Below are 21,557 nucleotides of genomic sequence, written 5' to 3' on the forward strand. Positions count from 1 at the left end.
ATTCATCTATACTAATCTTTTAAAGCACAAAAAGGATACCTCCGTTTTAAGGTATCCTTTATATATTCTTTGCGTAACTAATAACTCATATGACAGGTGTTTTCCTGACAACTCTGTTCTAACTCCTTATAATAATCCTGTTTATTTTCATATGGGAAAAAGTGACTTCCGGAAAACTCTTTCAAATGGAAGGTATTAGTCGTGACAACTTGCCAATTTTTCACATTACATGCTGGTGCATCAGGATCATTCGTTCCACAATGTGCAAGAATCGGGCCATGGAATAATTCGTCTTGATAATCAAACGACTCATTCAAGCGATAATCATTTTTTACAATAGGTAAAATATATTGCAGCACTTCTTCATTTTCTAACAATTCATTCGGTGTACCACCTACTCTTTTTAACTCTTGAATGAGCTCACTATCGTCCATCGTTGTTTGATAGTCATCAGGAAAATCATCCTGTGGGGCATGGCGGCCAGCTACTATTAATAAATTCACCTTTCTCTTATATTTTTCTTCTAACAAACAGGCTGTCTTAAATGCAAGAATAGCTCCCATGCTATGACCATAAAAATAAATTCGTGTTTGACTTGTCACTTGATGAATAGCCTCTGCAATTTGTGGTATGACATCATGATAATTTGTCATGTACTGTTCTTTTATTCTTGTTGACTTTCCAGGTAGCTCGATCGGAAAGACAGCTAAGTTCCTCTCCCATGTTTTCCAATTTTTAAAAATGGCTGCACTGCCACCAGCGTGATGAAAGCAAAAAAGCTTACAAGGATGACCATAATCTAACGCTTTCACAAAAGGAAACCATTTTTTCACATTCATCATATCCATTCTTTTTCTCCCTTAATATCCCTCATTCTTAACGGCTCTCGTTCCTGTATACAGACTTTTTGGGACGGCCCCATTTTCTTCCCAATATTATTCCATAATTTACAAGCTGTTAAATAATATTGTGTTGTTTGATTGAAGTAAGAACGACTCCAAATTTCTTCTGAAAATGTTATAAGAGAGCGTTCAACACTTTTTGGCCATACCTTTATATATAAATCTTCAAAGCTCGTATTTTGTGCAGGAAAGACAATCTCCTCAACCGGATAGCTTAAGAATTTATTGTCTCTTTTCTTATTAAATATAGTTGACTCGTTTAATGATGAGCTCATACATGGCATCCAGTGTACTGATCCATGCGGGTCTGGTAGATACAATGTTCCTCTGTTCGTTCCTAAAATCACTCTATGCAACAAATAAATATTACTTTCTGGATTAGCTAAATCCATTTGATTGAAAATGCGTAACGTCACTGGAATATCCCGGATTTGTCCAGATAGCGTATAAAAGGGATCATGCTCTGTATGATTATTAATTGGTTCAAGTGTACAAGTTTGTAAGCCCCCAAGTGCTTGTCCGATAATATCAAGCATTGGAAATAATACTTGGATACTACACGCCGCCTCTAAATAAATAATGTCGCTGGCTTCTCTTAATGTTTGCGCTGTTTGTAAAAAGGCATATACGGCATCAACATTTGGGTAAAAACTATTCAAGTGATACTTACAATTACCAGCTTTCGCACTTTTAATTAGCTTTAAATAATCATCTTCATGCACTGGATGCTCCTGAATAACATGTATACCTTTTTCTAAAAACGCTTGTGCAATGCTTGTCCCTGCTCCACCCACGATAGTCGATTTAACAACAACACAGGCAACATCCACCTGCTCATTTGTTATTTCATCCACATCGGTGTAAAGCGGTACATTTAATGTATTAGCGAGCTCTTCCGACTGTTTACTACCTTTAGATAAAATACCTACAAGCCTATAATGAGATGGTAAGTTTAAAATTGCCTGCACATAATACGCTCCAAATTTCGTACCACAAACCACTACCCTTAACGGTCTCATAATATCCCTTCTTCCAACAAGCTTACATGATTTTCTGAATGTGAAGTGATGCTAAAATCTTCTATCGCACCCTGCACACGCAATTCTCGCATCACAATAGTAGGGTTTAATACGTCATATGCCCAATAAACACCATTTTCGTGCACCATTCCTTCTATAATTGCTTCTACAGATAATGCACAAATAATGCCACTAATCATAAAGCTATTTTGACTAAGTAATTGAGCTTTTCGTCGTATTGGCTGTTGCTGATACTTTCCAATCATTTCAATGATAACGGTGTACCATGTTTGCCGCACAGGGAATACAGTGAGTCTTTCCATCAATTCATCTATAATTTGATGTAAATGTTCTGATGTATTTTTCATCGCCAATCGTATACATGCTTGTTGTAATAATGAAAAAACAGCTTTATTTGGATACATATTATGCCAATGTGCTTCAGTTATCTGTAGCTTTTTTGCGAGGCGGATGGTTTCATTTGTTATATACCTTTGAGTATAGATTTCTTTTTCCTCACCATAAATGGTGACATTTATTTTTTCTGGCTGTACAGTATCTCGTACTATTTCTTTATTCTTATAAAAGGCATTCGCTGTGCCAAATCCATAAATGGAGCTAAGCATTAAATCAGCAGCTGCTCCTTTACTATATGTTTCTTCACCACCTGCATAGCCGATTACTTTCTCTATTTGATCAAACCCTTCTTGAGCTAATAAACGAGGAAGAATCCCAGATAAACCGGGAAAACTTCCTGCTGAAAGAATCATGATATTCGTTAGCTCCTGCTGCATAAATTTTTTTTCCAACAAATCGGCACCAAATGCATCAACATAATGGGCTCCCACTTTTTTTGTAGCCTGTGCTACTCTATCAATAATGCTATACGATGGGCCTGCACAATTTAATACAATTGTACATCCTGTACAAAATGTCTCTAGCGCCTCTTGGTCATATATATCTACTTGCCTATAATCTATATATTCATGTGAGTGAGCATGTTCTTTATTGCCACTTCTACTACCACAGCGTAGTGGATATTTATCCTTTAAAAATCGTACAGCTGCTTGTCCAACGGATCCACTGTAGCCAATAATTCCTATTTTAAATTGATGGTTCATGACTAACTCCTTTAAGCAGTAAATGAGCAGTCTCTTTCACATATGGCTCTTGTAAACAGGTAATGTGATTGCCATTTATAGGTATAATATTCAAGTGACCAAATGTAATCTCTTTCCAAAATTCTTCATTTCTTGTACCCATGACTGGTAAAAAGGATGACGTTTTATCGATACAGCTAAATGCAGCTACATCTCCCATGAAAGGCTCTGTTCCATACGATACAACACCTTTAAAGCTTTGACAGAAAATTTGATATAGCGTTTCCATTCGCTGTTTTTGATAGGCAGAAATATCACCCTGCAAAGCTGGAACAGTCGTATATAAATCTACCAATCTTTGTTCAGGTGACTTACTAGCAAGCTTTTGGTAACAGTGTGCAACTGGTGTGAACTCTCCCGTTAGTTCACATAAATCTTCAATCGTAATCATGTTCGTTTCTTTTTTGATTAAATCTTGTAATGCTTTTTTGAGTAATTCATCGTCAACAGCATGACCGCTTTTTTCAAGATCTGCACCTATTAATAAACCAAATGTTCTTTCCATTAATAAATCATTTCGAAGCTTGGCATCACACGGCGTAGTATCTATAGTTATGACTGGTTCAACTTGAACACCCTCTGCAAGTAACACCTTTGCTGTTTCAATAGCGATAAGTCCACCCATGCAGTATCCTATCAGTTCATAGCTTGCAGCATTTAGCTCTAACAATTGTTTGGCATATTTTTGCCCTAAACTTTGAATGAGTGATTCAGATGGATAGGCTAAATAATCTGCTTCATCGCCAAAAATAAACCCTGCTATCGTATCTTTGCGATTAGATTCTTCTATTAAATAAGGGAGCAATTGATTGTATGGTGTAAGTGTCCCTGTTCCATCATGAAATAGAACTTTCATGTTACTGCCCATTTCACCTTCAGCTAAAATAACGAAAGACGTTTTCTTATCTGAAGTAGTTTCATCCTGCACTGTTTGATGATTTTCCACTGAGTGACTTATCTTTTCTGCAATCTCTGCAATGGTTGGCGTTTGTAAAATCTCTACCATTAATTGATCCCACTCCCAATGCTTCACCTCTGGTAGTGTATCTCTCATGGCGGCCACAATTTGTGCCACTAGTAATGAATCACCACCTGCTTGATAGAAGTTTTCATTACGCCAAATACTTTCTCGATTTAATGCCTTTGCCCAGATAGCTGCAATTCTTTTCTCTAAATCGCTTTGTGGGGATTCTCCAGATTGTGCAATAAATGGATTAGATGCTTCTAAGCGACTTTGTAACGCACCACGATCCACTTTACCATTTTCAGATAACGGTAATTCACGAAGTACTTCAATATGCGCTGGGAGCATATATGCTGGTAATTGTTCTTCTAAATATTGTTGAATCTCACTCGCATAAATTCGCTTGCGTTCACCTCTAAACTGACCAACAAATACTGCCTGATTGGCTGCTGATAATGGATCATTTGGGGTAGGATATACACCCGCTATCTCCATTTGTGCTGCTGCAAATAACTCATGCCACTGTTCACGATTAAAAAATACTTGATCATTGTCTTTACGAAAATCTTCAAAATCATTTAGACCCGCATGAAATTCCATCGATGTAAGGAGGGAATAGTTTTCCCCTGTTGTATCCGCCACGATCAATGCCCCACCTTCCACTGTCATTTCCTTAAAAGCCTGTAGCACTTGTGGTGCTTTTTTAGCATTGTGTAAAACATTATTACATAAAATCAGGTCAAAGGAAGATGCTTGAATTCCTTGAGACCAATAGGATTGATTGATATCATACAAACCATATGTAACCCACTTATAAGGTTCAAATGATTTACGTGCTTCATTTAAAAAGAATTGTGATAAATCTGTAAAAACATATTCTACATTTTTTTGATCTAATGACGGTATTAACTCTAAACTTACACCACCTACGCCTGCTCCTACTTCTAAAATTCGAAATGGTTTATTTGGATAACTCGCTCTAAATTCATCTATAATCGTATGAACAGCTTGAATCGTCACTTGATTTAATGAACGACTAATCAGATTGTCTTTATATGCTGCTAAGGCAATCTCAAAGCTGCCTTTTGGGAAAAATAAATCTAACGAATCTATTTCGCCCCGAAGTAAACCTAGAAGATGTTTACTTGAATCCTCAAAGTAATCCACAAGCTTTTTACCATATTGCATTTTTTCCTCAATTTCTCTCCATTGTAGCCAAGACATTGCTGAAGCATTATGCGGTAAATCTGTATGAATTAGATAATAGTTTGTCGTAGCTGGATTTTGCTGAATAAGATTCTCTTTACATAACACATTCAGCCATCGTCTGAGTAGCTGATGATAATAGGGATGAACTTTCACAATTTGCTGAATCTCACTAAAAGAAAATTCTCGATCATCTATAAATATATCTAAGTCCTGGAATGTTTTCATAATATCTAGGACGGCTGTCCAATTGGAAATTGTAGACCATTGTGCAAATAGCTCGCGATCTACAGCATGAGTTGCTCGATCTCCAGCAGTCTTCACTATAGCCGCTAACTTGTCTGAAGGAACGAAGGTTGTGACTTCATTTGTATTTTTTCTTGCTTGCGCGAATGCTGAAATACTAAATTCTTTTGCTGCCGAATCCTTATTTGCAATTACGGCAGCATGCTCTATCTGCTGCATCCGTTGTAGAGAGCTTTCAACTTCGCTTAGTTCAATGCGGTGCCCATGAATTTTTACTTGCGTATCTTCTCTTCCCAAAAATTCAATCACACCATCTGGTCGGTATCTGCCTAAATCGCCAGTGGCATATAACCGTTCTTCTGTGTAAGGATGGATTATAAATTTCGCTGTAGTATTTTTTTCATCGTGTAGATAGCCAGTGGCAAGCCCCTCTCCTCCAATATATAAATCACCAATTGTCCAGTCAGGGCATTCTTCTAGCTCCTTATTCAACACATAAAAATTTTGATTGGCCAATGGCTTACCATAAGGAATGCTATTTTTATAAGCCGTATTCATATCTATTGGATAATAAATAGACCAGATGGCTGCTTCTGTAGCTCCACCAAGACTGATAAATTGCGCTTCTTCAAAATAATGTGCCATTTGTTTAGGTAATGTAACAGGTATCCAATCACCAGATAAAAATACTAGACGCAATACGTTATGAAGAATTGTTGTCGTATCCTGCATATAAGCGGAAAGAAGTTGCATTTGAGCTGGTACTGAATTCCAAATAGTGACCTGCTGAGATGTTATAAGTTCCAGCCAATGTTTTGGATCTTTATGACGTTTATGCTCTGGTAATATAATGCTACCACCAACACTTAATAAGCCAAAAATATCGTATACGGATAAATCAAATGCTAAATTAGCAATGGCTAAAACTCGATCATGCTCTGTTACATGGAAACGCTGATTCATATCCATTATTGTATTTAGCGCCGCTTTATGACTGACAATAACGCCTTTTGCTTTACCTGTACTGCCTGATGTATGAATAATGTAAGCTGGCTGCTCAACGTCTACACGTACAGGAACTAATTGTGCTTCTGATACAACGTTTAATTGCTCGACACTAATAAAAGAAAGAGCATCTTGTTCGTATAATTTACTAGAATGACTATGACTTAAAATAAATGTGATTTGCGATTCATTGATAATATCTTTCTTCCGTGCAATCGGTTGCTCTCTCTCTAAAGGTACATACACGCAACCCGCTGTTAATGTTCCTAATACAGCAGCAATTTGCCAAATCCCTTTCGGTAAATCAATGGCTACAAAATCCCCTTGCTGTACACCTTCCTTCAGCAATGCCTGTTGAATAGCAAATACATAGCGACCGAGCTCCTCATATGTAAAATATTTGCCATCTGCATAAACAGCCCTATTTTTAGGATATTGTGTAATGGCATCTAGCACTTTGTCATACAGTAATCCTTTAGGTAAATTAACTGTTGTATTCTTTATTTCATTTCTAACCTTTTGCATTGCTTCTGGTAAGCCTATCACATCGCGATCAGTCCACGCTCCCTCGTTATTTGCCAGGTTTGTTAGGTGATCCACAAAAAACTGAAAAGCAGTATCCATTAAACCATTTGGAAAAATGCCCTCTCGTACATCCCAATTTATCAATACCCCATTTGGTTGTTCAGATACTTGACAATCAATCCACACTTGAGGGGTCTGACTAATTTTATAGGCTAACTTCAACTTAGGCTCATTATCAGACATATGGCTATTTACCTCAGCACCTAATGTGCTTGTATAAACAACAGGAATAATAACATCTCGATTGCGCTGTCGCTTTAATTCACGCAATACCTCAATTCCTGAGAAATCCCGATACTCTAAATCTGTCCAGAGCTGCTGTTGAATTTCAGCCGCATGCTCATAAAAAGCTCTATCTCTTTTTGCATATATTTCTAATAGATTAATCGTTGTAAAGTCTCCAACTATATCATGAATTTGAGCATGAATAGTAGGACGGTTAAGCATCGTAATATTCAAGCAAAAATGCGATTGTTTTGACCATACACCGATAATTTCAGCAAAAGCCGTCAATATAATACTAGATGGTGTTAGTCGATGTTCTTTTGCCTTCTGACTTAAACTTTGCCACTCGTGTTTCGGTAATAAAAAATTAAATTGTTCAAAACGAATGGTATGACTATCCGTTTTGTCACTTACAACTGGTAACTCTGGCGCTTCTGGAAAAGTCTCTAAACGGCTAGTCCAATAATTTTTAGCTATGTCATAGGCTGCCGATCGATTATGTTTTTGTTCATATTGTTGGGTCATGACATCTCTAAATTGAATGTCTAAAGCTGGTAATGGCGTATTTTCTGTATAATAAAAGTGTTCTAATTCAGCTATTAATACATTGATACTGACAAAATCCGCAATTAACATATCAATGGATAGATGAACAGTACTTTGATTTTTTTGCTGTGTCAGGACGAGGTCGTACAATGGCCACTTATCAGGAGCATACTGTTTAACAGATAGCTCATTTCTTACTTGTAATAATCGTTGATTCGCAGCTTCAGGTGCTTCCTCTGTTAAATCAATAACCTGTAAAGCTGGAAGCTCTACATTTTCTAGTACTTGCTGATAGCCCTCCTGATGCACTATCGCACGAAGCATATCATGACGCTTTATGACATGATGCCATGCCTTTTCAAGCTGTATAGGATCAAAAATAGTACCAACTAGTTCAGCATATACTTTACAGCCTACTCCACCGTAATGATAATTGCCGCTTCTTCCTACTAAATAGGCTGATTGAATATCTGTAAGTGGAAAGGAATCATAACGTCTTTCTGCGTCATGGGTGATTGGCTGGTGTTCTTTTTGTAAAAAGTCAAGAAGCTGCTCTTTATGCTGTCGTAACCGCTCTTTCCGTTCATGTGTAAGTACACCAGTTGGAGCCTTAAAATGTAATTTCCCATCTTCTACCCAAAGATTTACGCCCAATTCGCGATACTCTGCTACTAATTTTTTCATATTATAATATGCCCTCCTGATATTCGAAGTCCTTTTTGACAACTTCTATTAGATAGTCATCTTCTTTTAATGGATAAAGTGCTTTGATCTTTAAGCCGCTTTGATGGAATAACGCTTCAAACTGCGATTGTGTTCTTTCCTTGCCTCCGCACATCGTCCAAATATTTAAATCTGTCATATATAAATGCGAGGCATTTCCTTCAATGACCTCTGGTAATATTTTTTCAATAATAGTTAGTGCAGAATTTTCGCTCATACTTTCGGCAATATTACATAAAATTGTAATTGCTGCTTCATCCTCCCAATCATGGAGAATTCTCGATAGAATATAGAGATCACCTGACCGTGGCACTGCATGAAAAAAATCTCCTGCCTGAAACGTACATCGACTATCGAAACCGTAAAGTGCCAGCTTCTCCTCCGCCTTTTGTTGAACATGTTGTAAATCGATTACAACCCCTTGAGCATTGCGATAATATTCCAAAAATTTCACAATTATCTCTCCAGATCCACCACCAATATCAATAATTGTCTTGATACAGTGCCAATCCTTTTTTGCTGCGAAATAGGTGTCTAATTGAAGCTGTTCACTTGTTTTACTCATCATATTATGAAACACTTCAAATTTTTCGTTTTGCTGTATTTGTGCTTGAAAATAAGGCTGTTTCTCTACTAATTGATATGGGATTTTGTTCATTTTTATTGCCTCACATAGTTTTGACCAATAAGGCATTGCTTGTCTCCCTGTAAATAGCAGAAAATCCTTTAAAGAATCCTTTGCTTGTCCTGCCAACCGTTCCCCTAAAGGAAGTAAATTAAAATAATTTTTTTCTTCTTTCACATACTTTAAAGCCACTAATGGTCTCATAAAACGAAAGAGTATGTCTTCATCAATTGCTAATTCCTCTGCCAATAACGATACATGTCTTCGTTCTTGATATAAGGCATCAAATATTCCTAATTCACAAGCTGTATAGAGCAAATAAGATGTAGAAAAGCCTTGAATCGTTGAACGTATCATATTTCCTTGTATATCCATAGTTTTTCTCCTTAATGGTTACTGCTATTATCTGCCATCAATTTATACCATTTACAAACAGTGTTTTCTGCGATATTAATAAGGGCATATAACCCTCCACCCAATAAAGCTAGTCCTATCACACCTGCATACATAGCTAGATAATCTCTACTATCCATTCGATTTAAAATGTAATATCCTAATCCGCTAAAAGATGCAAAAGTTTCTGCTATAAATAGAATGGCTAATGCTGTTCCTAATGAAGCCCTTAAAGAAGTCATTACACTCGGTAAGCAATAGGGTAATGTCAAATGAGACAATGTTTGTAGTTTTGTAGCATTTAATGACCGGATAACTTGCTTCTGATCATAAGGAATTCCCTTCGCTGCATCACGGATGACTACGACTAATTGAAAATAAAGAACAAAGGCAATTAAAATGATTTTTGGGGCATCGCCTAATCCAAATAACACAAGAATAATTGGTAAAAAAACAACCTTCGGGATAGGGTAGAGCACATATAATAAAGGACTTAATATGAGGTCTATTTTGTTATTCCATCCCATAAGTAATCCTGTAGGAATCGCTAATAAAAGAGCGCAGCCAATACCAATAGCTACTCGATAACTACTAATGACAAAATGTGGTGTTAAATCACCGTTTGTTACTACTGTTAAAAATGATAGTCCTGCTTTAAAGGGAGAAGGTAAAAAAGGTTTATTTAATGCAATGCTAGACAGATGCCATAATAAAATAATCAGGATGGCAGCAATCACTATACTATATGTCTTCTTCACAGGGCTCTCCCTTTAATAATTGTTTAATCCGCTGTTGCTGACGATACATGCAAGCAGGATGATGACGCCCCTCTATTTGATAATCATTCTCAATAATTCCTGCAATTGTTTTTCCATTCGTGTGAAATACAACAATTCGATCGCTCATCATCAGCGCTTCATCAATATTATGTGTCACGAATAGTAAGGTTAAATTTCTTTCATGACGTATTGTTTGTAATGTCTGCATGAATTGCTCCTTCGTTAAAATATCTAATGCAGAAAACGGCTCGTCCATTAACAAGACTTTTGGTTTTTGAATTAAAGCCCTACCGATGGCAACCCGCTGCTGCTGCCCCCCAGATAGTTGGAAAGGGTAGCGGTTCTGCAAATCGTGAATATTCAATTGCGATAAAATTAATTGTGTGTCCCTGTCCCTTTCCTGCTTAGAGCGTTTAGCAAGCTTTAAAGGGAGAGCTATGTTAGCTTTCACGCTTTTCCATGGAAACAGGCCATAATTTTGAAAAATAATCGCTATCTCCTGCTGTGGTCCTTTCAGTTCTTTACCATCAAAATAAATGGTTCCTTTAGTCGGTTTCTCCAAGCCAGCTACAATATTTAAAAATGAGGATTTTCCGCTACCTGAGACACCAACAATAGCTACACATTCACCTAAAGATATATGAAGGCTAATATTTTGCAGAGCGTTCACCATACCTGAGGCTGATTTGTATGCTAAGTCAACATGCTGAATTTGATACATGGCCTATCCTCCTTTTACTGTTCTTCTAAGGATGTCTCTACTAGCTCTTCATATGAAAAGGCTTGCTCTAATAATCCTTTAGAAACTAACCAATCCGAAAGACGCTCAATATTTTCTTGTGCTGGTACACGATTAGGCGTAAAGGCTGGAACTGTATATTGTTCTTTTAAAATTTCTGGTACATTCGCCACTTGTAAGGCAAGCTCAAAGTATTTTTCTGGCTGCCGATTTACCTGTTTAATGGCTTCATTGTAGGCTTCCAGAAATTTTTTAACCTCAGCTCTATTTTTTGTTATATTTTTTTGTGTCATCACGATGACTGATTGGGAAAAGTTCTCGCCAAGCTTTGTATCATCAATGACAATATTTGCACCTTGGGCAACTGCATAGCTTGCCAATGGCTCTGGTAGTATAGCTACCTGCGCTTCTTTTCCAGCTAATACGGCATCTACACGTAATGAAAGATTCGGCAAATGAATTTTTGTTATTTGGGAGGATTCTAGTTTTAAATGGCGCTCATATTGCTCCATTAGATAATCCATCATTGTATTTTCAGCGATCATTACAGATTGTCCTTCTAGCTGTTTCGGTTCAACAATAGCGCTTTGCGGAGAAGAAACGACTAAAAATCTTCCCTCCTTCTCCGTCGCACCTAATGCTAATGCAATGGTTTTAACATCCAAGCCTCCTTTTTTTATTAAATTTTGGACTATCATATCAGTCATCATGCCGTCGAGCTCACCAGCCTCCATCGCCTTGGATTGGTCAGAAGCACTGCCAAACTCTATAAGCTCAACATCGACACCATATTTTTGAAAAAGTTGATCCTTCTCAGCTACATATAAAGGCAGACTATCATCGATTCGTAACACACCTATTTTTAATGAAGAATGCTTAGCTATTTTTGTTTCTTCACTACAGCCACTTATGCAAGCCATCATGATAATCATGAAACATATTCGGGCAAGGAGATGCTGTCTCATAGAGCTCCTTCCTCCATAGTGACACTTTGCTCTTCAACATATGCTGCTAGTTGTTCAAGGCGTGTATGCGTGAATAGTGTTTGAATAGAAAGCTCTATAGTGAATTGCTCTTTTATTTTTCCGATCATTTGAATGGCCATTAAAGAATTACCTCCACATGTGAAAAAGTCATCATCAAGTCCAGGCTGTTCGTAGGATAATATTTCTTCCCATATTGCTGCTACGTCTTTTTGCATCTCTGTATAAGGTGCTCTATACTTCTTTGACAGCTCTTGCTCATTCAATGGTAACTGTTGTAAAAACTTACGGTTTACTTTCCCATTTTCTGATAGAGGCATTTTATCAATAGATTTATAGATTGTAGGCAACATATAATGAGGCAATTTTTGAGCAAGTAATTGTTTAAATTGTTCATTATTTAGTCCATCTTGTTCATCTTCTAATACTACATATGCCACTAGTATTGATGTTCCATTACGTTCATGAACAATGGTTGCTGCTTCCTTCACACAAGGCAATTTAGCTAAGTGATAATCTATTTCGCCTATTTCAACCCGATAGCCATTTAATTTGATTTGTGCATCTGCTCTTCCTAAAAATTCAATATTGCCATCAGGCAAATATCGCCCTAAGTCGCCTGTAGCATATAGACGCTCTTTTGTCATTGGATGAATTAAAAATTGCTCATTTGTACGCTCTTCATTTTTCCAATAGCCTTTTGCAAGCCCTACTCCTCCGATATATAAATTTCCTGGTACATTCACAGGGCAGGCCGCCATTTGGTCATTTAAAATATAATAATATTGGTTGGCTAAAGGTTTCCCATATGGAATACTCTTCCAATTCCCATCTACTGTTTGTATATCGAAAATATTCGACCATATAGACGCCTCTGTTGCACCACCTAATCCTAAAATTTGTGTCTTTGGAGCAATTTCCCAAATTTCACTTGGCAAGCTTATTGGAATCCAGTCTCCACTCAGTAGTACCGCTCTTAATGTTGGATATGTGAAAAACTCTATATTTTTAGTATATTGTGCCAGCATTTGCATAAAGGCAGGTACTGTATTCCAAATGGAAATGTGCTGCGTTTGCAATAATTCATTCCAATGAACGGGATCTTTTATGCGCTCAGCTCGTGGTACTACTATGGCTCCTCCAACAGCAAGTAAACCGAAAATATCATAGACCGATAAATCAAACGTCAAGTTAGATAACGCAAGAATGCGATCCTCTGCACAAACGCCAAGTCGATCATTAATATCTACTATCGTATTCACTGCACCTCGATGATCAATCATGACCCCCTTCGGCTTTCCAGTAGAACCAGAAGTATAAATGACATACGCTAAATCAGAAGACAATAATTCAAGACTAGTAATAAAACATTCTTGATGTGCCCATTCAGGATCAATGACTGTCACATGATAATCATTTAAAAAAGGTAGCTGTTTAAGTACATGTGCTTGCGTCACAATGGATTGAACTTCTCCTTCCTGTAAAAGAAATTTCATCCGTTCAATCGGTGTTGTACAATCTATCGGCAAATATGCCTTCCCTGCCTTCATAATGCCTAAAACAGCAACTATCTGTTCCCATCCTTTTTCCATAACAACAGCAACTAATCTTCCTTTAGTACGATCCATTGCGAGTATTGCTTGCGCAGTATGGTTCGTTAAATGACTTAGCTGTTCGTACGTCATATTTTTTTCTTCCGAAATCACTGCCAGATTAGTAGGATTTGCTGCTATTTGTTTTTCAACAAGACTGATTAATGTCTCGTCGGAGATAGCTGTGTCTGGTCCTTTCAATTTCCCTTCTTGCTCTTGACATGGGAAACATACAAGACTCCTAATTGGCTGTTGCCATAAGTCTTCTTTCCTAGCAAGCTCCTTTAAAATACGGGTGTATGCTTCAAACATGTCGCGAATTAGATACTGCGGGAAAAGCTCCTCTATGGCATCCCAGCTTAACCATAATTCACCCTTTTGCTCTGAAACTTGATGATCTAGCCAAACTTGAGGTGTCTGAGATAATCCATATACAATATCCCCTAAATAGCTAGTTTTTGTTGTAGATCCATTATTTTTTTCAAGCCCTAAGCCACTCGTGAAGACAAAGGGCATCATAATCCCCATTTGTCGATTCCATTTTTTTGCTAGTGCTCGTTCGACATAAACACCACTTACATAAGGATGTTCTAAATCCTGCAATAATTGCTTTTGAACAGTTCTTGCACGCTCTAAAAAAGATTCTCCTTTTGACATATCAATAGATAACAGATTAAGAGATGTAAAATCACCTATGAGCTGGTCAACATCTGGTTCGAACAACACACGATGGAAACGAGTAAGATTAATCGTAAATTTCGGTTGGCTACTCCATCTCGCTAACGTTTCAGCATAAGCAGCTATTAACAACGAGGCTGGTGACAAGTTCATTTTGGCAGCCAATTGCTTTAATACTAGCCATTCTTCTGTCGATAGCTTTTCCTCGTATCTTGTAAATTTACAGTTAGATAAATCTTCTTTATAATCAAGCAGTGGTAAATCAGGTGCTGGATACATATTGTCAATTCGCTGATGCCAATATTGAATATCCCGCTTATACATTTCGGTCTCTCGAATTTTTTGATAAGCCAGTATATAATCTCTAAATGTCGTTTGAAGTGTTTGTAGTTTTGCTGAAGAATCATCATATAGCCGCTTCCACTCTTTAAATAAATAGAACATACTAAAGCCATCAAAAATGATATTGTCAAAACTAATATGGATTCTTGTTTTTTGTTCATTAATGGCCGACATACGAATATCAAATAATGGCCACTCACTCGGAATAAAAGTTTGATGTTCCATCTCACTGCGCACTAACGTGAGCTGTTCTTTACGTTGTTCTGCTGAAAGATTCGTAAGATTATAGGAAGCAATGGAATAATACGCTACAAATTCTTGGACTTGTTGCTGTTGTCCATCATTTAAAATAATGGCTCTCATCATATCATGATGTTGGATAAGACGATTCCATGTTTGCTCCACCCTTGCATGATCGAGGGAAGAACAATCCATTTCAAAATAGCAATGAGTAGATACATCCCCGTACGCATAAATGCCGCTACGGCCTAACCAATAGGCTTGCTGAACGTCTGTTAATGGGAACGGCTTAAAACGATCCTGCTCATTAGGCTCTATACTTGGTAACTTTTTCTCCGAGTCCTCATTTGACTTTTGGTGCACTAGTTCCTCTAATAACAAGGCCATTTGTTGAAACACTGGTTGATTAAAGATGGCTTCTAAACTCATTTTGACAGCAAATTGCTCTTTTATTTTTGCACTAAGCTGAGTAGCTAATAATGAATCTCCACCAAGCTCAAAATAATGATCGTCTATGCTAATGGCTTCTTGCCCTAATACTTCTTTCCATATTTGTGCTAATCTCAATTCGATTGAGGTTGTTGGTGCAATAAAATCCTTTTTAGCTAGATCAGCTTGCTCTTGTTGAGGGATGGGTAATGCTGTTCGATCTACTTTTCCATTAGCAGTAATAGGCAACTGCTCTAATTGAATAATGACTTGTGGAATCATATAGTTTGGTAATCGTTGTTCTAAGTAACGGTAAAGTGGTTCTAATTGGAAATCTAATGTTGATTGTCGTTCAACTTGCGCTACAAATAAATACTGTGTAAACGCGGTATCAATAGACTGCGTCGTCATATTGGTGAAGCCCTCGTCTGTCAATACTGAAAGCCAATCATTTTCTGATAATAAGGGAAGGCATGTCTTTGCCCTTTCATCCTCATAATGTGTAAAGCCATCCTCTAAAAATGCTGTACTGACTAATTGCAGAGAATTATTTTCCGTCATTTCTAATTGAATGAATAAACCGCCATGCTTTAATAGCTTTTTTAAATGTTTAAGTGAATTTCTAATATGGGCTGCTCTATGTAAAGAATGAGAAGCCACAATCACATCATAGTCACCATCTACAAAGCCTTGAGAAATCGGGCATTTATTTATATCAAGCATTTTGTAATGGATATTCGGTTGTGACCCTACAATTTGTTGAGCACGATTTAAAAAATAGTTGGATTCATCTGTAGCCGTATAATGTAGCTCATCTGTCGAAAATGCTTTCATTACTATTTGAAGCGTGTTGATATGACGCGTCCCAATCTCTAATATTTTGAGTGGTGCTTGACGTTCTATTCGATGATTTAATACCGTTTGAATCAAGTTTATGAATACTTCTTGCTGTTTGTTTCCATCAGATAGGTTATCTGTCAATTGCTCTAAAGTGTGTACATTATGAGGAAGCAATAATTCTAAAGGCTCTATTTCACCAGTTAAAAGTGCATAGCTTTTTTCAAAAAAGGTAGAAATAAATTCATTTATATATGTTGTTTGTTTTTTATTTAAACGATGAAACGATTCTTCATTTTGGACGATTAAGCATTGTTTATTATGAATAATCGGCCCATCACATGAAACGATATTGTTTTTTTCTAAAAATCTAAACCATTGATCGATTAAGCTTTGATATCGACTGTTGATCTTTTCTCGCTCTATGATCGTTATCCTATTGTAGCTTGCATCTTTTTCTATTGGAAAACCACATCTGACAAGTATTTTACAAATCGTTTCCGTAGTGAGGTGGGTACAATAATTTTTAAATAATCGATAACGATATTCATTCTCATTTACATTTTTTAAAAAATACCCTGACGCTTTTAATTGATCTATGTTAGACCAATCAATCATGGGTTTATTGTTCTTTATAGATTGTACCTGCTCTTTTTCTGAACAACTTACAATATAAGCAGCTAAATATTGGCTTTCCTCTCCTCTGACAGTGACAACGGCATCCTCCACTTTCTCATAGCTTCGCATAACACTTTCGATTTCACCTAATTCAATACGATGACCCCGTACCTTTACCTGGGAATCATTTCTTCCTAAAAATTCAATAAGCCCATTATGCCAAAATCGCCCATTATCCCCTGTCTTATACCAGCGAATACCTTTTTCTTCTATAAAACGCTCAGCAGTTAATTGTGGTTCTCCTACATACCCTTTGGCTATACCAGCGCCGCCTATCCACAATTCTCCTGCTTTCCAATTCGGACAATCTTCTCCATTTACATCAATCACTCTATAAAACTGATTTCTCAATGGTCTTCCATAAGGGATCGATCGCCAACTTGCTGGTAACGGGTGATCAACATTATAGTAATTGGACCAGATTGCCGCTTCTGTCGCACCACCCATCGCTACTAATAAACCTCTCGGTGCTACTTTTAACAATCGGTCAGGAATATCTAAGTTAATCCAATCACCTGACAGCATGATGATACGTAAATCTAAACAAATTAATTTTGCACTTTCTGCCTCTATTAAAAACATTTTCAATAAAGCGGGTACAGAATTCCATAGTGTAACATGATAATGACGAACCAACTTTAACCAAATATCAGCGTTTCGAGCCGTATCGTCTGAAAGAAGAACAATGCTGCCACCAACACTCAAAAGACCAAATATATCGTATATAGACAAATCAAAATCTAATGAGGATACTGCTAAAATACGATCTTCCATGCTTATGTTATATTTTTGATTGATATCTGTAATTGTATTCCAAGCTGCTTTATGACTAATTTCCACACCTTTTGGTTCTCCCGTTGAGCCTGATGTAAAAATAATATAAGCTGAGCTGTTTACATCCACTTTAGGCAATGTCACATGACCAAATTGTTGTGTTTGTTCTATTTTAATAACTTGTACTTGATCAATATTTTTATATTTTGCCTCATAGGGAGCAGCTGTTAAGATAAAGCTTACATTAGCCTTTTCCATAATTTTTTTATAGCGCTCACTTGGCTGTGTCACATGTACTGGAACAAAGCATCCCCCAATAGCCAAAACCCCTAAAATTGCTTGAATTTGCTCTAATCCTCTCGGCAATGAAATCGCTACTCGATCACCTTTTTTAAAGCCGTTATGTAACAATGTGGCAGCCACCTGTTCCGCCTGTAAGGTCAGTTGTTTATAAGTTATTTCATGATGGTCTATCCCATCTATTAGCGCTATAGCATATGGTTGTTGCTTTGCTATTTCAAAGAAAGACGTATGCAAGCACTGTGCAGAATCTGTTACTATGGAATCTTCTATTACTTGACGTCTTGCTATTTGTGCTTTCGTTTCGATAGCTGGATGTTGGAGCCAATGCTGTTCGTCTTCAATTAACCAATGAATGGTTTTGATAAACAGATCAAACATGTCATCCAATAAGCCTGATGGAAATATGTCATCCAAACCATCCCAAATACATAATAAACCACCATCCATATCAAACATTTGAAAGTCTAACCAAACTTGAGGTGTTTGAGAAATCATGTAATGAATCTTGCCAAATGCAGCTTTAAATTCTTCATTAATAAGTGGTACACCTAAATTACATGAAAAAACGATTGGAGCAAAGACTTTTTCATCTGGGTGATACTTAGCTAAATCTCGTTGAATTTTGACCCCTGAATAAGCCGTATAGTTCATATCTTGATGAAATTGCTGTTGTAAACTTTTTGTAAAGGCTAAAAAAGACTGTTGTGTTTCACTATCAACCTCCAATAATAACAAGGTAGTAAAATCAGCTACAACATGCTCTAGCTCTTCAGACAAAGTATCTCGATTGAACAATGGTATATTCATAAGAAAACGGGATTCACTGCTCCACTTATTTAATGTGTAAGCATAAGCTGCTAACAATACCATCGCAGAAGTAACGTTATAACGAGAGGCAATTAATTGCAGCTTGCTCCAAGCAGTATCTTCTAAAAAGTACTCTCTTCTTGTAAATTTAGGTTCGTGTTGTATCAACGCAGCATTGTTTGACAACGGTAGTTTAGGACCTAATGGTAAAGTGGCTAACCTGTTTTTCCAATAGGCTTCGGCATAACGTTCTTCATCAGCATTTGCTAATTTTTTATCATAAAGATATTTCGCAAAGTTCCAATTTTCAGGTGCTTTTGGTTTTTGTTGTCTAGTATAAGCGGCCGCTAAATCATGTAAAATGATTTGGAAACTTTGCACATCAGCTACAAGTAAGTCGATATCGAAATGAAGTCGCGTTTTACCATCAGGCAATAGAGATAGCTGTAATCGAGCTACTTCCCCTTGATCAATTGCCAATAGCCGATGTGAAGTATTCGCACGAATAGCTTCTAATTGTTGATTAACCTCGTCTTGTGAACATGTTGTTAAATCGTGAACAGCAATAGCTGTAAAAGGGGATGCTGTTAAAACTTGCTGTTGGCCATCCTCCGTATACTTAACACGGAGCATAGGATGATGCTGGACAATGATGGCCCATGCCGATTCAAGCCGCTCTATATCAATATGTTGACCGTTAATTTCCATATAACCATGACAGCCATTTCCGCCTAAATATTGACCGCTTTGTCGCCCAACCCAATAGGCATACTGTACATCTGTTAATGGAAATGGCTCATACATATTAGGTATTGTTTTATCTTGATTTTCTAATAGGGAGTTATCACTATTTATTGAATGGACAGCCTCTCTATTTAATAATTCGTACCAAGCGCTCAAATAAGGTTCCGATATTAATTCTTTGAAAGTAATGGTAATGCCAGCTTTTTTTAGTTTGCTGACTAATTTCATGACTTGTAAGGAGTTTAAGCCTAACTCCAATAAATTTTGATCCGCGCGTATTTCTTTCTTTATACCGAGGAGTTGATTGACTTCTAATGCTAGATTTCGGATGATGTCTAAATCACTTTCTAATTTCAATGCATAGACGCCTCACTTTCCATAGCCATCTGTTTTAATTTTTTTTTATCCACTTTCCCTACATTTATAAACGGTAATCGCTCAACATATATGATTCGATCTGGAAGTTTATATGGAGCAACACCTATATGAAATAAATAACTACATATCTCATCTCGTTCCATTCTTTGTCCATCGGTCACTATAAATGCACAAATGCTTTCTCCTAGATCCTTATCTGGTAAACCAACAACAGCAGCATCTTTTATCATTGGCTGTGTACGTAAAAAACTTTCAATTTCAGATGGTATAACATTTTCACCTGCACGATTAATTTGCTCCCTTACTCGACCGACAATTTGTATATTTCCATCTGATGTAATACGAGCCTTATCACCAGTACGTAAAAAGTAATCCTTGGTAAAAATTTCTGCATTTAAAGCAGATGCTTGATAGTATCCGCCAAATGTATACGGACCTTTTGCCACCAATTCTCCAAGCTGACCCTGAGGAACTTCTCTTCCTAGCTCATCTATAATCTTTATTTCATCACCTATCGAAATTGCCTGCCCTTGACAGCTTGTAACAATTTCTACAGGATCATTTAATGCTGTGAAACAAGTAATCCCTTCGCCGAGTCCGTATCCTTGTTGTATTTTACAGTGAAATGTATTCATAAATTGAACAGCCATTTCCTGCTCTATGTGAGCAGCGCCAATTAAGACCACCTCTAAGCTCGACATATTCAAATCTTCATACCATTCAAATGCTTCTAACCAAAGGCTAGCAATTGTTGGTACAATGGCGGTATGTGTCACCTGTTCTTTTTCGATTTCATGAAATGCTTCATCAAAGCTAGAAGTTTGACATAATACCACTTTCCCACCTGTAAAAAGAGTACCTAATATACCTGGTGAGCATAACGGATAATCATGTGAAATCGATAGTACAGCCATGTATGCCGTTTCAGGAGTCATTCCACATTTTTCAGCAGAGGCGAATGCATTATAGGCATAAGCTTCATGTATTTTCGGAATTATTTTGGGAATGCCTGTTGTGCCACCAGACAATAAGTATAATGCAGTATCTCTATAGTGAGGTGAAGCGCTAATTGCTAATGAATAGTTCCTTTCTTTCAGCTGATCTACTGTTACATGTGTATAGGATGCTGGCCACTGTATGGTGGATTCCCCAACCGTCACAATATATCGAATACTTTTATGCTGAGGAATTACCTGTGCGGCCATACATTCATACTGGAAACCTAGATAACTACTGCAACATATATAAGCTATTGGCTGAACCATTTTGGCAACTGTATCGATTTCTACTTCTCTATGGGATGGCAACATCAAAACAGGCTGCACACCTATTTTTAACAAACTAAATAAAACAGTAATAAATTCAATTGTATTTGGTAACTGCATTAAAACCCGATCACCCTGCTGCCAACCTAAAGATAAAAAGCCTGACGATAATTGCTCAATTTCTTGAAGCAGCTCTTCATAAGTTAAGCGTCGATTCCCTTCCACTACTGCCAGATGATGCGGAAACCGTTGAGCAATGATGTCAAGCTCTTCCATTAATGTTTTCTTTCTTAAAAAGCCCAATTCTTCATATCGTTCTACTTCTTGTAAATACCAATCCATTTGCTGAGACATCCTTTTCGCCTCCATTCTCTCTGTTAACATCTATTT

The 21,557-nt window shown here is 37.1% G+C and carries 10 protein-coding genes; all 10 read right to left on the bottom strand.

Annotated features, from left to right (window positions below; all coding sequences use genetic code 11):
• Positions 1–77: 77 nt before the first annotated feature.
• The 10 genes from MHI04_RS16245 to MHI04_RS16290 are packed head-to-tail and all read right to left on the bottom strand — an operon-like array spanning position 78 to position 21,521.
• A complete protein-coding gene (locus MHI04_RS16245) occupies positions 78–848 on the bottom strand; it encodes a thioesterase domain-containing protein (RefSeq protein ID WP_051891633.1) in 771 nt (256 codons plus the stop codon).
• Positions 839–1,921 carry a Gfo/Idh/MocA family oxidoreductase gene (locus tag MHI04_RS16250; RefSeq protein ID WP_342535021.1) on the bottom strand — a complete coding sequence of 361 codons (1,083 nt, stop codon included), beginning with the start codon at positions 1,919–1,921 and terminating at the stop codon, positions 839–841. Before MHI04_RS16250 ends, MHI04_RS16245 begins: the two co-directional genes overlap by 10 nt.
• A complete protein-coding gene (locus tag MHI04_RS16255) occupies positions 1,918–3,042 on the bottom strand; it encodes a saccharopine dehydrogenase NADP-binding domain-containing protein (RefSeq protein WP_036121580.1) in 1,125 nt (374 codons plus the stop codon). Before MHI04_RS16255 ends, MHI04_RS16250 begins: the two co-directional genes overlap by 4 nt.
• Positions 3,026–8,542: an amino acid adenylation domain-containing protein gene (locus MHI04_RS16260; protein ID WP_342535022.1), complete on the bottom strand. Its 5,517-nt coding sequence runs from the start codon at positions 8,540–8,542 to the stop codon at positions 3,026–3,028. Before MHI04_RS16260 ends, MHI04_RS16255 begins: the two co-directional genes overlap by 17 nt.
• A 1-nt stretch (position 8,543) precedes the next feature.
• Positions 8,544–9,581 carry a methyltransferase gene (locus MHI04_RS16265; protein ID WP_342535023.1) on the bottom strand — a complete coding sequence of 346 codons (1,038 nt, stop codon included), beginning with the start codon at positions 9,579–9,581 and terminating at the stop codon, positions 8,544–8,546.
• A gap of 11 nt (positions 9,582–9,592) precedes the next feature.
• Positions 9,593–10,357, bottom strand: a complete 765-nt coding sequence (locus MHI04_RS16270) for an ABC transporter permease subunit (protein ID WP_036121591.1) — start codon at positions 10,355–10,357, stop codon at positions 9,593–9,595.
• Entirely contained in the window at positions 10,341–11,099 is a 759-nt protein-coding gene (locus MHI04_RS16275) for an ABC transporter ATP-binding protein (protein ID WP_036121594.1), read from the bottom strand. The genes MHI04_RS16270 and MHI04_RS16275 overlap by 17 nt, the downstream gene beginning before the upstream one ends.
• A 14-nt stretch (positions 11,100–11,113) precedes the next feature.
• On the bottom strand, positions 11,114–12,082 hold the full coding sequence (locus tag MHI04_RS16280) for a MetQ/NlpA family ABC transporter substrate-binding protein (protein ID WP_342535024.1): 969 nt from the start codon (positions 12,080–12,082) through the stop codon (positions 11,114–11,116).
• Entirely contained in the window at positions 12,079–19,881 is a 7,803-nt protein-coding gene (locus tag MHI04_RS16285; RefSeq protein ID WP_342535025.1) for an amino acid adenylation domain-containing protein, read from the bottom strand. Before MHI04_RS16285 ends, MHI04_RS16280 begins: the two co-directional genes overlap by 4 nt.
• Positions 19,878–21,521 (bottom strand): AMP-binding protein, encoded by a 1,644-nt coding sequence (locus MHI04_RS16290; RefSeq protein ID WP_342535026.1) that lies wholly within the window; start codon positions 21,519–21,521, stop codon positions 19,878–19,880. Before MHI04_RS16290 ends, MHI04_RS16285 begins: the two co-directional genes overlap by 4 nt.
• Positions 21,522–21,557: the final 36 nt, after the last annotated feature.

The sequence above is a fragment of the Lysinibacillus sp. FSL K6-1151 genome, assembly GCF_038630755.1.
Taxonomy (GTDB): domain Bacteria; phylum Bacillota; class Bacilli; order Bacillales_A; family Planococcaceae; genus Lysinibacillus; species Lysinibacillus fusiformis_D.